Source organism: Pseudocitrobacter vendiensis, assembly GCF_943590815.1.
In the GTDB taxonomy this organism is placed as follows: domain Bacteria; phylum Pseudomonadota; class Gammaproteobacteria; order Enterobacterales; family Enterobacteriaceae; genus Pseudocitrobacter; species Pseudocitrobacter vendiensis.
Map to the genome: position 1 here is coordinate 123,062 of NZ_CALSBS010000002.1, position 12,935 is coordinate 135,996.

General features: G+C 51.9%; 14 protein-coding genes and 1 pseudogene. 7 read left to right on the plus strand and 8 right to left on the minus strand.

Annotated features, from left to right (window positions below; genetic code table 11):
- Position 1 precedes the first annotated feature (1 nt).
- The gene (fliJ, locus tag NMC31_RS02915; protein ID WP_001248921.1) at positions 2-436 is read left to right on the plus strand and encodes a flagellar export protein FliJ; all 435 of its coding nucleotides are present in this window, start codon (positions 2-4) and stop codon (positions 434-436) included.
- A gap of 2 nt (positions 437-438) precedes the next feature.
- Positions 439-882: an FAD synthase family protein gene (locus tag NMC31_RS02920; RefSeq protein ID WP_253896905.1), complete on the plus strand. Its 444-nt coding sequence runs from the start codon at positions 439-441 to the stop codon at positions 880-882.
- A 1-nt stretch (position 883) separates the two neighbouring features.
- On the opposite strand, the gene NMC31_RS02925 is transcribed toward NMC31_RS02920, so the two are convergent.
- From NMC31_RS02925 to flgA, 8 genes and pseudogenes are all read right to left on the minus strand, one after another.
- Positions 884-1,327, minus strand: coding sequence for a hypothetical protein (locus tag NMC31_RS02925; protein WP_253896906.1), 444 nt, complete (start codon positions 1,325-1,327; stop codon positions 884-886).
- A gap of 86 nt (positions 1,328-1,413) precedes the next feature.
- Entirely contained in the window at positions 1,414-1,980 is a 567-nt protein-coding gene (locus NMC31_RS02930) for a hypothetical protein (RefSeq protein WP_253896907.1), read from the minus strand.
- Between the two features lie 114 nt (positions 1,981-2,094).
- Positions 2,095-3,231 (minus strand): annotated as a pseudogene (locus NMC31_RS02935) (ISAs1 family transposase).
- Between the two features lie 545 nt (positions 3,232-3,776).
- Complete coding sequence (locus tag NMC31_RS02940) at positions 3,777-6,221, minus strand: glycosyltransferase (protein WP_253896908.1); 2,445 nt, start codon at positions 6,219-6,221, stop codon at positions 3,777-3,779.
- A gap of 190 nt (positions 6,222-6,411) precedes the next feature.
- Positions 6,412-7,341 carry a lysine-N-methylase gene (locus NMC31_RS02945; RefSeq protein WP_253896909.1) on the minus strand — a complete coding sequence of 310 codons (930 nt, stop codon included), beginning with the start codon at positions 7,339-7,341 and terminating at the stop codon, positions 6,412-6,414.
- A gap of 127 nt (positions 7,342-7,468) precedes the next feature.
- Positions 7,469-7,897 carry a flagellar protein FlgN gene (flgN, locus tag NMC31_RS02950; protein WP_104917912.1) on the minus strand — a complete coding sequence of 143 codons (429 nt, stop codon included), beginning with the start codon at positions 7,895-7,897 and terminating at the stop codon, positions 7,469-7,471.
- A gap of 12 nt (positions 7,898-7,909) precedes the next feature.
- Complete coding sequence (gene flgM, locus NMC31_RS02955; RefSeq protein WP_000705397.1) at positions 7,910-8,188, minus strand: flagellar biosynthesis anti-sigma factor FlgM; 279 nt, start codon at positions 8,186-8,188, stop codon at positions 7,910-7,912.
- A 79-nt stretch (positions 8,189-8,267) separates the two neighbouring features.
- Entirely contained in the window at positions 8,268-9,005 is a 738-nt protein-coding gene (gene flgA, locus NMC31_RS02960; RefSeq protein ID WP_253896910.1) for a flagellar basal body P-ring formation chaperone FlgA, read from the minus strand.
- Between the two features lie 81 nt (positions 9,006-9,086).
- Between flgA and NMC31_RS02965 the strand changes: the two genes are divergently transcribed.
- The 5 genes from NMC31_RS02965 to NMC31_RS02985 all read left to right on the plus strand — a co-directional run bounded on the left by NMC31_RS02965 (position 9,087) and on the right by NMC31_RS02985 (position 12,888).
- Complete coding sequence (locus tag NMC31_RS02965; RefSeq protein WP_000512950.1) at positions 9,087-9,422, plus strand: flagellar basal body protein; 336 nt, start codon at positions 9,087-9,089, stop codon at positions 9,420-9,422.
- A 2-nt stretch (positions 9,423-9,424) separates the two neighbouring features.
- Entirely contained in the window at positions 9,425-9,856 is a 432-nt protein-coding gene (gene flgC / locus NMC31_RS02970; protein ID WP_000010945.1) for a flagellar basal body rod protein FlgC, read from the plus strand.
- Positions 9,856-10,569, plus strand: coding sequence for a flagellar hook capping FlgD N-terminal domain-containing protein (locus NMC31_RS02975; protein ID WP_253896911.1), 714 nt, complete (start codon positions 9,856-9,858; stop codon positions 10,567-10,569). Before flgC ends, NMC31_RS02975 begins: the two co-directional genes overlap by 1 nt.
- Before the next feature lie 379 nt (positions 10,570-10,948).
- Positions 10,949-12,151, plus strand: coding sequence for a flagellar hook protein FlgE (flgE, locus tag NMC31_RS02980; RefSeq protein WP_253896912.1), 1,203 nt, complete (start codon positions 10,949-10,951; stop codon positions 12,149-12,151).
- The gene (locus NMC31_RS02985; protein WP_253896913.1) at positions 12,151-12,888 is read left to right on the plus strand and encodes a flagellar basal body rod protein FlgF; all 738 of its coding nucleotides are present in this window, start codon (positions 12,151-12,153) and stop codon (positions 12,886-12,888) included. The genes flgE and NMC31_RS02985 overlap by 1 nt, the downstream gene beginning before the upstream one ends.
- Positions 12,889-12,935 lie beyond the last annotated feature (47 nt).

Below are 12,935 nucleotides of genomic sequence, written 5' to 3' on the forward strand. Positions count from 1 at the left end.
TATGCGACAAATCATCGACACCCTCGCGCAATTGCAGCGCCTGCGGGATAAATCGGTCAAAGATAAAACCGTCGAGCTGGCAAAGCAAAAACAGATTTGCGCGGGCTATGACAACAATATCAAAGCGTTAGGCTACCTGGTGGAGAAAACATCTGCGGGCGCGGCGGCGTCGGTGGAATCGCTGAAAAACGTCAGCGGCTACAAAGGCACCTTGCGCAAAGTGATCGCCTGGCAGGAGCAGGAAAAAACGCTGGCTAACATCAAGGCTACGCGAATGCAGAAAAACCTGACGGCGGCGGCGTGCGAAGAGAAAGTGGTGGCCCTGACGCTGGACGACAAACGCCGCGAGCAGCAAGAAAGTGCCACGGCGAAAGCGCAAAAAGCGGTGGATGATATCGCCGTTCAGTGCTGGCTACGGCAAAAATTAGCGGAGTAGACATGAAAACGGTCATCACCTTCGGCACCTTCGATGTGTTCCATGTCGGTCATCTGCGCCTTTTACAACGCGCCCGCACGCTGGGCGAGCGGCTACTGGTTGGCGTGTCGTCCGACGCCTTAAATATTGCCAAAAAGGGCAGGGTACCGGTTTACCCTCAGGATGACCGCATGGCGATTATCGCCGGGCTGGCGTGCGTGGATGGCGTATTTCTCGAGGAATCGCTGGCGCTGAAAGCGGAATATCTGCGCGGTTACAGTGCGGATGTTTTGGTGATGGGCGATGACTGGGCGGGGAAGTTTGACAGCTTCGCGTATATTTGTGAGGTGGTCTATTTCCCCCGCACGCCGTCGGTGTCGACGACGGGAATTATTGAGGTGATTAGGGGTATTCCTGATAACACCCCTTTGAGAACGACAAAAAATAGTGACAAGCATTACGCATAGATTATTTTGTCATTTTCCGGATTGAATATGACAGTGCCGGTATATTTTCAAAAAAAGTCATTAACTCGATAATGTAATCCGTATGTGCATATTCAGGTGCCGGGTCAGCCTTTGTTAAAAAAACTATTCTTCGTGTCATTTTACTGATAGCGATCGCTCTTTCATGATTCACACATTTGTGGGCAATATGTTCAATATCTTGTTTGATATTTTCATTAGTATCAATAGTTTCAAAATAAATACTTATCCACCATGTATCTGACCATCTCAATATCAGAGAATCATAATTGCTACGAGGACCAAAGGGAACACGAGAGTATTCCATGGAAGGTCGTTCACCTAACCATGTTTTTAAATATTCCTTTACCAGTATTTCCTTAAAGCAATAAATATCCATATCCGGGTTGTATTCATTATCTAATAGTATGTGCATATGATATGACATTAAGACTACTCTTTTTTATCTGTATGGTATGAATAATGGACTGAAATTCGATAACTGATATACGAACTCAACAGCAGTAAATTATATTATTTCTCACTACGTAGCAATTCATGATGTATTTCCGTTATGCATTCGTAAGACTCATTTTTATTCGGAAGGTGTGCTATCATGCGAGCATAAGTTGGTTTATCATCTTTGAAATAATTTACCATAATTGGATTATTAAGGATTACCAACAACTGCTGTGGGTCACTACTCTTTTTTTGATAGATCTCAGCTCTTATGGGACTCCTAAATCGATCACCAAGAAATGCAGTTTTTTCTGCTACATTTAGCAACTTCTGAAAGGTTCCTTTAGCGGGAGGCGTTTCATTTAGTCGAACTGTTCCAACACGAATTAAGAGCCTCGAATTATTAGAAGTAAAATTATTATTTTCACACGTACCTAATTCTGTTTGCCAATAATATTCACCAATATCCTCACTCTGATACCACTCCCATATTGGTTTGTTTTTTAAAACTGGGAATGCGGAAAAAACAACGCCCTTAGTGAAAACGGTAAAGCAATCATAATTTTTAGTTTGTATTTCACAATCAGTTATGGCACGAAAACCAATGAACATTACCAGCCAAAAAAACCAATATTTTTTCATTATCTAATACCTTCTGAGATTTATGTGACAAGGAATTTTTCAGTCTAACATCGTAAAGCAGGGCAAGATTACGAAAGCCCTTACCCTGCAAGGACTGATGATACCAGGGAAAGATTACGAAAGCCCGCTCCCCGCAAGGACTGACGCCAGATACTTTCTGTCCATGGCTGCTTTTCGCATCTTACGTCTTAACCCTGCCTTGAATACCTTATCATTCGTCAAAATATTAATAGCGATGTGCCGTATCACTGAAAATAATTCTGCTGCATTTCCTCTTCTTATTTTGCAGTCGTCTTCATTCATTACCACGTCCAGACGCCAGTGCAGCTTATTCTCCACGTGCCAGTGGTTTCGGATTGCTGTGGCGAACTTCCCTACGGTTAAATCAGCAGAACTGATATAATATCTGACCGTCATTTCTGGCTCTTTCTTTTGTTCTGCTATTATTGACCGAAAGGAGACAGCCACGCATAATTTCTTCAGATCTTTCCATTCAAACGTGAAATCAATAAGTTCATCAGGGACATCGCAAACAATGTGAAGACGGATTTCTTCTCTCCTGTGACTCTTTTCACTAATTGCGTAACTGTCATGCTATGGATTATTTAATTCTTTCAGCGGAAATTTTTCCTCGAAGGTTTTATTTAGCCGCCCCTGGTTTCCTTTTACAGCGAATAAATAATCACCTCCCTGTTTTTGTATCTTCTCTGCAATATCTTTCTGGCAACCCATCGCATCAGTTGTGATGATTTTTCCTTTAATATCCAGCATGTTAAGAAGTTCTGGGATAGCTGTAATCTCATTGGATTTCTCATCCGTCCTGATCTGTCCGATGACCAGACTGTGCATTGTTGAGAACGCACTAATGACATGAATCGCTCCCTTGCGGCGACTCTTGTCATAAGAATGCCGGAGTGTTTTTCCATCAATTGCGATGACGTCTTTATCATCTGAAGAATGGCAGTCACGCATCCAGTTAATAAAGCACTCGTGAAATTTTGCAGGACTGATACAGGATACAACTCTGGCAATGGTATCGTGAACAGGAATACCATTATCAAAATCACCATGTTGCTTCAAAAAATCGAGATGTGTTTCCCCAAAATCCTCTATATCTTCCCAGCCTTCTGCACCCGAAATAACGGCACAAATAGTCAACAGTAGAATATCAGATAATTTATGTTCTACTTTTCAGGCTTGTCTGTAATCGGGAATAACAGAAATATGTTCCATCAATTTTTTAAGTTCCATTTTGTTCTCCTTAATTATGTAAGGAGTATTTGATCATGTATAAGCAATAAAAAACAGCTTCAGGTAATGAGGAATATCTCAATTTTTAAACATAAAATGCGAATTGTTTAGTACAAAAAAACAGCGTTACGTGATCTTTCCTTGAGCCCCAGGGTAACCATTAGCTCAGAAATACTGAAACATCCCATATCAGAAATGCTACCGCCCTCCCGTTTCTTATTACGCGGACCTGCAGCCCGTGAAGTGCAACGCCTATTTCACGGGTGTGGTATGTTGCTGCCAATACCGGTAAAAAAGAATGGTTATAGGGGGAAGAAAGGTGCTTTTCGGAATTCATAAAGACCACAATTCCCGCTATTGAAATGTGCAACCTTACCGACTCACCACTCAAGAAGCGGTATGTTTAAAATCAGAGGGTAGATAAGTGCGCTGTTCGTGCCGGATGCGGCGTAAACGCCTTATCCGGCCTACAAATCATCACAGATTCAAACTATTGCAGCGGCGAGTAGGCCTGATAAGCGAAGCGCATCAGGCACTTCTGTGATTTAACCCAATGCCTCCACAATCACCATCGCCGCCCGTTCTCCCGCCTTGCCACCCATAAACGCATCGCAATAGTGATGACGAATCTCAGTAAACTGTGCCTGTACCGCCCCCCAGTCAAACGCCTCTGACAATAAGTGACGCAGCTCAGCCATATCATGAGCCACCGGTAATATTTCGCGGATTCGCTGGTCGGCGCTCTCCGGCGTGGAGTAGCTTTTCTCGCCGTCGAGCAGTTCCGTCATGCCCGGAAAGTCGAGCAGGATCACTCGCTTATCAACGTGGATAGCATCGAAAATAAAGCCGCTGTTATCGGTGAGCACGTAATCGGCCTTTGCCAGCAGCGCCAGTGTGTGCTGGGCTGAGTTGGTGCACTGTTTTAAATGCCTGCGTGCCAGGGTCAGCGATGCGGCTTCTTCCGGGCGCGAGCAGGTACCGTGGTGCAGTTTGCAAATCAGATTCACATCACCGCTTAAGCGCCCCAATTTTTCTGCCCAGTGGGGCAGGGAGCTTAATGCGCCAAACGTTGGGGCGTAGAGCACCGTAGGTTTACGGGAATCGGGTTGGATATTTTCCGGCAGGGCGCGGTCAAACGTGCCGTTATGCCAGGCGTCGAAGCGCGGGTTGCCGACCACTTTTGTGCTGCCGAAATGTTTCAGTGCCTGCTGGCTGTAGTGGCTGTAACACAAAATGCGCTGATAAAAACGGTTCCAGTCGGCGTGGTTCCACGTCTCTTTGGCTAAGCCGTACATGGCGCGAACGTTCACGGGTGAAATGCCATTGAGCGCGGGCGTGTGGTAGGGGCTGACCAGGCATTTCACCCGCTGACCGTGTGCCTGCATCTCAGACAAGCGCATACCTTTGAGCTGCGGATCGTCGATGGTTTTTAGCGTCTCCAGCATTTCATCCAGAAACGGTTTAAACACGCGGTCGTTGATCACCAGCGTGCAGCTCTGCCCCTGCGCCTGTAGAGCGGTGATGATTGGACGATACAGCGCGTAGTGGAATGAGGTTTCCATAAAAAAGCCGATGGTGTCGGCGATGGGTAATGTAGATGGCTTGGTGGCTACGGGTAACTTATTGAAGTAGTGGTTAATGTTATCAGTCGCTTTTTTCTCGATATCACTAAAGCCCGGTCGCTGGTAACAAAGGCTCGGGTAACAGGCCAGCCATTTGTCGGTGCGCAGCAGTGGCTGCCAGCCGTCTTCCAGCGAGTGCTCATCGTTACTCATCTGCTGCGCCAGTTGTGGGTAGTACCGGCTGTTCACCAGATAAGCGCACACTTTGCGGCAGTCCTGCGCGTGCACCAGCCCCGGCAGGCTTTTTAGCATTGTTCCTTGCGAAATTTCGCCTCCGAGGATCATCACCTGCCAGGGAATTTTCGCCAGGCTGCCTAGCAGGGTGTTCAGCACCTGAATATGTTTCTCCTGCTTGAGAATAACCGCGTCATCTTCCAGCAGCAGATAGTTTTGCCAGCCGTGCTGTTGCGCCAGGCGTAGCGCCTGCAAGTGCGACAGGCGGCGGCCCCGTTGACCGTTTTCATCTTCACAGGCGGCAAGGCGGGTAATTTTTTCAGGCGGAATATGCAGCAATGCCAGCTCTTCACGGATCTGCCGTAAACGATCCGGGCGTTTATCCAGATTCACAACAACTATCTGATCGATCGCCTGATGGTTGATCCCCTGGTGATGCGTGGCGTTATGCAGACTCAGATAAGCATTGCGTAGCAGCGGATCGCTGACGATATCGCTCAGTTCGGCATTTACAGGCGTGCTGGCCCCGAGAATAAAGTCTTTATCAAAGGTGTTGTGGCTATGCGAGATACACAAAATGGTGCGTTCGCCGGGCAGTTGCAGCGGGTTAACGCTGAAATTGTCGGTGAAACTTTTCTCTTCGCCTAAATTGCAATCGTCATCGTAACGGTGCTTTTTCAGGTAGTTACGGTGATAACAAAAAGTGCCGTTGAGGATGTTACGCGGGCCAAAACTGCGGCTTTGAAAGATGCGGTTGATATGGCTGTACCAGATGGGGATCTGGTCGGAACCGGAGATTAGCGCCCGGTGTTTTTGCATCATGGCGATGGTGTAAGAGATTTTATCTGCCGGGTAGTAGTCGTCATCGTCCATGCAGAGGATGTATTCGCCGCGCGCCAGTTCGTTGAGCATGTTGCGTTTTTTGCCCAGCGGTAGTTTTTCCGGGTGATGGATGTAGCGGATGTTAAAGGCTTCCGGCGTGCCATTGGTCAGACGGTCGATGATGTGTTGATGGCTTTGCGGCGAGTCGTCGAGGATGACCAGTTCGCGGCGATCTGCCGGGTAATCCTGATAGCGGTACATATAAAGCAGGTACGGCAGGAATGCGGCACGATTCCAGGTTGGCGTGACGACGCTGACGAACGGTTTTTCGCGGTGAGTGGCGAGTGTTTTGATGATGGTTGGTGTTGGCATGGTGTTCAGGTGAGTTAGTGGGTGAATGTGATGGGTTAGGGGGCGCTGTGCGCGCTTTGCCCCTCACCCTAACCCTCTCCCCGAAGGGGCGAGGGGACCGATCGAGCGTGGTGCTGAATTGGGCGCAGGTTTTCTCCCTCTCCCTGTGGGAGAGGGCCGGGGTGAGGGGCATCAGCGCGCACAGAGCGACTCACGTCAGCAGCGAAAACGCTGAAAGCAGCGGGTCGGCGGCACATAACGACTGAATTTGCTGGCGAATCAGCACGGCATTTTCACTCACTCGCCAGCGTTCAAACACCGCGAAGAGGGCGAAAATATCCTCCTGCCGCAGCGGTGAATCATCCAGCGTCCATAAACTGATTAACGTGCGGATGAGGTAAAAATCGCACACAAGCGGGCAATAATCCGCCCCGTCATCCTGCCCGATCGCGTCGTGATAAACCCGGTAAATTAGCCAGTTACGCATCATCCACGGAGCGGTGGCAAAATGCTGTTGCCAGGTAGTTTGCCACTGTGTCTGTAGCTGCTGTTGTAACAGGGCTTCGCTGTTGGCGTCGTGCAGCGTTAGCAAGGTTACCTGCAACGGCAGTGAGGCTTTGCGCGGGCTTTTCGGCAGAATCGACCAGTCAAACGCAAAACTCCCGAGCAGCGTCACCAGTTGGCGCGCCAGCTGGGGCACAGGCGGTAGCTGTGCGAACTGTGCCTGTAACGTGCCTTTTTGTGCGTGATCGGCCAGCGCCTGCGGCAGTGCTGTCAGCCGGGCGAGAGTGTCGCCGTCTCTGCCCGGCATTTTATTGGCGCGGGAGAGCAAAATCCCGACGGCATACAGTGAAAGCTCTGGGGTTAAATCAGGGAGCGTAAGGGTGCTTAAAATGATCTGGTTTACTATCGCATCGCGCGCAGATAGCGCTGCGGCATTTTCTTCCACAGGGCGATAGGTAAGCTGTAATTCAAAGGCCCTGGCATCGTTGAGCACTGCTTTGCAACTGGCAATATCGGTCAATACCAGGCTCTGGCGAATCTCATTTTTCCACGCCTTGCGGACGTATAAAGGCGAATCGGGGTATTGCGCCATAAAATTGCGCACATATTCCGGTTCGTAACATTCAATAAAACTCATAGGTGGCTTCCAGTCTTTAATGCTGTGCAGGATGTGCAATAAGCGTGCCGGGATTTTTTGTAATCAAAAACAAGGGGTTGGAAATCAGGCGGAAAATCCATTTCCGCTATGGGGGAAGGTATTGTCGTTATTCCTGGTACAGAAAATCCGCTTCGTTACCTAAAAACGACTGAATAAATTCATACTGACGAATCAACAGCTCGCCGTTTTTATCGTTATAGGCTTTGCAGCGTTCCGCTTTTTGCTCCAGGCGTTGCCACAACTGTTGTGCTGCCGCTTTTTGTACCGCCGGAAGCCAGGCGAAAACCTGCGCCAGACCGTCACGATTTACGCTGACACCCAGCAGTTGCAGCAGGCTGTGCCGCTGATGGCTATGCCCATGCAACTGCTCATAGTGCTGCGTTATCTCGTCGTTTACCGCCAGCAACTCTTCGCTGGCGCGGCGAATCATGCAGATCCGCTGACGCTGGAGAAGTTCGCGCAGGGAATCGTACAGTGCGTCGTCGTCACGAATGCCCTGCAACAACGCCTTCACCTGTTGTAACCGGATACTCACTTCATCGGCCTCTTAGTTCTGGAAAAAACTCAGCATGTCGCTGGCTAACTGTTCGGTGTCCACTTGCAGGCTGCCGGAGGCCAGCATCGCCTGCATTTGCGCCACTTTGTCGCTGTCGATATCGCTCTCTTGCTGGTCGTTCAGCGTTTGCTGGGCAGACTGCAATCCCGCCTGGGTAATGTCGTCGGCACTCAGCGTCGTGGTGGTGGTCGCCGTACTTTTACGCGGCTGGCTGGAGCCTGCCGTTGTGGCTGTCGGGCGATTGCCTGGCATAGTCGGGGTGATTTTCATCGCAACCTCGTCTCGGTATTGGGTGGGTTACTCCGGTAAAGCGGTTAACAGGCGGCAAAACTTTAATCGCCTGCGCAAATTACTCCGCGCTTACCGTTGTCACCACGCCGCTTTCCGCCACTATTGCGCTAATGACCCGCTGGCTGCTGGCGTTACGTACTTTCACTATTTCCCCTTTGCGACCATTTTTCAGCGCCACGCCGGGCATTGAGGCGGTGATCCCCGCGCTCTGGTAAACAATCATCACCGGCTGATCGCGCTCGATCAGCACTGGCGAAACCAGTTCTTCTTTGGTAAGCGGCCTGCCTGGTTGCAGGGCATGTTTGCTGCTTAAACCAATCGCATCATTGAGATCCATCAGCACATCCCGCCGCTGGGCGCTGACGTTGTAGGGCTTCAGCTCCACATCATTTGCTGTGAGCGGCGTATCGCGGGCAACCAGTGACTTTGCCATAACCACTGGCACCAGTACATCCGGGCGCACCGCGACGTTCATCTGCCAGCTTTGCGGGCAACTGACGGTGAAGTTCATCCGGTTAAGGGCGATTTCCGCAGGCGACGTCAGCGTGACGCCGGGGGCCGTAGCGCAGGGCGAGGCGGTCGCAATCTGCGAGGGAATGTAGACCTTAAAGGTGTAGCGATAGTCATGCCACTGCCGCTGTTGCGCCAGTGATTCAATCTGCTGGCTCGCGGTATTTAGCACCTGGGCGTTGACTTGTTCCCGCGCGCTGTGTTGCACGGGATGGACGGCGGCGTAGCCCGGTAAGGCCAGCGCCAGGAGGAAATAAAACTTCCGCCTGCAAAATTGAAAACTCATAAACCCTTTCTCATCAGTCACTTAAAAATTGGCACAGCGATTGCTTAGCGTATGCGGATTGAAGCGGGAGTGACGCAAGAAATGGGGATCAGTTTTCAACAAGCATTGGGAGTACATCCGCAGGCAGTGAAGTTACGTCTTGAGAGGACCGAGCTACTGACTGCGAATCTGGCGAATGTCGATACGCCAAATTTCAAGGCTAAAGATATTGATTTTGCCAGGGAGATGCAACGGGCAAATAACGCGGCGGTGGATGTCCAGTATCGCGTACCGATGCAGCCGTCGGAAGATGGTAACACCGTGGAACTGAACAGCGAACAGGCGCGGTTTTCACAAAATAGTATGGATTATCAAAGCAGTCTGACCTTTCTGAATCTGCAAATCAGCGGCATCAGAGAGGCCATTGAAGGGAAATAAGCATGTCATTTACTGATATCTATCAGATTTCCGGCTCGGCGATGACGGCGCAAACGCTACGTCTGAATACCGTTGCCAGTAACCTGGCAAATGCCAATGCGCCCGCTGGCAGCGAGGCGCAGGCGTATAAAGCGCGCAGCCCGGTGTTTGCTGCGGTGTATCACCACAGCTTGCTGGCGGGAACGCATCGCCATGCGATCGACGGCGCCAGCGTACAGGTGCAGGACGTGCTGCAAACCGGCGGGGCGGTGAAACGCTATGAACCGCATTCGCCGCTGGCGGATGCCAACGGTGATGTCTGGTATCCCGACGTCAACGTGGTGGAACAGATGGCGGACATGATGTCGGCCTCGCGCGATTTTGAAACCAATGTCGATGTGCTCAACAACGTGAAAAGTATGCAGCAAAGCCTGCTGAAACTGGGAGAAGCCTGATGAATACCCTGGCGCTGAATGCGCAATCGCCGCAGCCGACCGCCACGGCGGAAAGCAACACTGTGGCGGCCAGCGACACGACAAGCAGCAGCGATAGCTCGCCTGTTGATACGTTTCTGACGCTGTTTGTCGCTGAGATCCAAAACCAGGACCCGACCGACCCGACCGACGCCACCGAATATATCGACCAGCTTTCGTCGATGGCGCAGGTGGCGATGATGGAAGAGATGAGCGTGCAGGCCAACACCAACGCGGTGCTGATGAGCAACATTCAGGTGATGGCGCTCGGCAACCTGGTGGGCGACGACATTATGGTGCAGACCACCGCCTTGCAGGTGAGTGACCAGACCATTAACGGTCGCGCCACGCTGGACGACGCTTGTACCACCGCCGATCTCCACTTTACCGATGCTGCGGGCGATGACTACACCGTCTCGCTGATCCCGGAAGGGAGTTCGTCCGTCGGGCCAGGCCAGGTTGATTTCTCGATTAATCCGGCGGATTACGGCATCCCGCCGGGTGATTACGACGTTTCGGTGGTGACCAACACCGGGGAAGAAGAGGTACCGATTGAAGTCTCCGGCGAAGTGGAAGATGTGCGCATCCCGCTCGACGGCAGCTCTCCGGTGCTTAACGTTGCCGGTGTAGGCGAAGTGCCGTTCACCATGATTAGCCAGTTTGGCGTACCCGATGCCGACAGTGATGCGGCGTGATGTCTGGTGCCAAATTGCCTGATGCGCTTCGCTTATCAGGCCTACATGAATCTGCATGGTTTTGTAGGCCGGATAAGGCGTTCACGCCGCATCCGGCGTTCGGTGCACAGTGCCTGATGCGACGCTGGCGCGTCTTATCAGGCCTACGAATTCGCGCATATTTTTGAGTATGTGCCTGTTTGTAGGCCGGATAAGGCGTTTACGCCGCATCCGGCGTTCGGTGCACAGTGCCTGATGCGACTCTGGCGCGTCTTATCAGGCCTACGAGTTCGCGCATATTTTTGAGTATGAGCCCGTTTGTAGGCCGGATAAGGCGTTCACGCCGCATCCGGCAAAACAACGGGCACGCTGTCAAAATTTGAATTAACAGGACGAAACAATGAGTTATGAAATTGCCGCAACGGGGCTGAATGCCGTTAACGAACAACTGGACGGGATCAGTAACAACATCGCTAACGCCGGAACGGTGGGGTATAAGTCGATGACTACCCAGTTTTCAGCCATGTATGCCGGAAGCCAGGCAATGGGCGTCAGCGTGGCGGGCACCGCGCAAAGTATTTCGCGCGGCGGTTCGCTGGTCTCCACCAGTAATGCGCTGGATCTGGCGATTAACGACGACGGCTTTTTTGTGATGTGTGACAGCGCGGGCAACATCTCTTATACCCGCGCCGGATCGTTTGAAACGGACAAAGACGGCTATATCGTCAACGCCTCGGGCGCTTATTTGCAGGGCTATCCGGTCGATGACAGCGGCACCCTGCAAACCGGCACGGTGACGGATATCCAGATCAAAACCGGCAATATCCCGGCGCAGGCCAGCAGCAGCCTGACCTTTACCGCCAACTTCAACGCCAGCGATGCGGCTATCGACCGCACCACCGTACCGTTCGACCCGGCCAATAGTAGCTCGTACACCGACAGCTACACCACCACGGTGTATGACTCATTAGGCAACGAACACTCGGTATGCCAGTACTTCACCAAAACCAGCGATAACACCTGGGAAGTGCAGTACACCTTCGATGGTCAGCAGCAGACCGGCGTTCCGGCGACGACATTAACCTTCGACCCGAACACCGGGAAACTGACTTCGCCCACCACCCCGCAGACCATTGAGTTTCAGACCGACGCCGCCGCGCCCATCGATTTGACCGTCGATTACTCGACCTGTACGCAATACGGTTCTGAATTTTCTGTCACCACCAACGCCGCCGATGGCTACGCCTCCGCGACTCAGAACGGTGTGCAGGTTGATGACGATGGCAAAGTTTACGCCACCTACAGCAACGGCGAGCGCATGTTGCAGGGCCAGGTGGTGCTGGCGACGTTCCCTAACGACGACGGCCTGCAAGCCGTAAGCGGCACCGCGTGGGTACAAACCGGGGAATCCGGCACGCCACTGATTGGTGTTCCCGGTTCCGGCACCTGCGGCACGCTCACGTCGGGAGCGCTTGAGAGCTCTAACGTCGATATCACCAGCGAACTGGTTAACCTGATGACCGCCCAGCGTAACTATCAGGCCAACACCAAAGTGATTGCCACCAGCACGCAGCTCGATGACGCGCTGTTCCAGGCAATGTAATGGATCGCTTGATTTATACCGCCCTGAGCGGGGCTTCTCAGACGTTGTACGAGCAGCAAATTAGCGCCAACAACCTGGCGAACGTCAACACCAACGGTTTTCGCGCCGATATGGCGATGGCGACCAACGACAAGGTGAAAGGCAGCGGCTTCGACACGCGCTATATGGCGCAGGAAGGGGCCAGCGGCGTGAACGACAGCACAGGTGTGGCGGAGAAAACCGAACGCCCGCTGGACGTGGCGATTCAGGGGGCGGGTTACATTGCGGTACAGGATAAAAACGGCAACGAAGTTTATACCCGCAATGGCAACATTCAGCAGGACGACCAGGGGCAACTGACCATCGACGGCAATCTGGTGCTGGGGGATAACGGCCCGATCATTCTGCCGCCGAACGCCATTGCCTCGTTTGGCAGCGACGGCACGCTGTCGGTGACGCCCGATGACGGTGACGTGACCGCCACGATGGATATCGACCGCCTGAAGCTGGTGGATATCCCGGTTGCTAACCTGGCGAAAAATCCTGAAGGGATGCTGGTGACTAGCGACGGCGTTCCGGCCCAGCGTGATGAAAACATCAAAGTCAGCGGCGGTTTTCTCGAGGGCAGCAACGTCTCGGCGGTGAGCGAAATGATGTCGTCCATCGCCATGAACCGCCAGTTTGAAGCGCAGATCAAGATGATGAAAACCGCCGAAGATATCAGCGACGCGGGCAACCGCTTATTGCGCGGCTCGTAACCGCACATCGTAGGCCGGATAAGGCGTTCACGCCGCATCCGGCAACT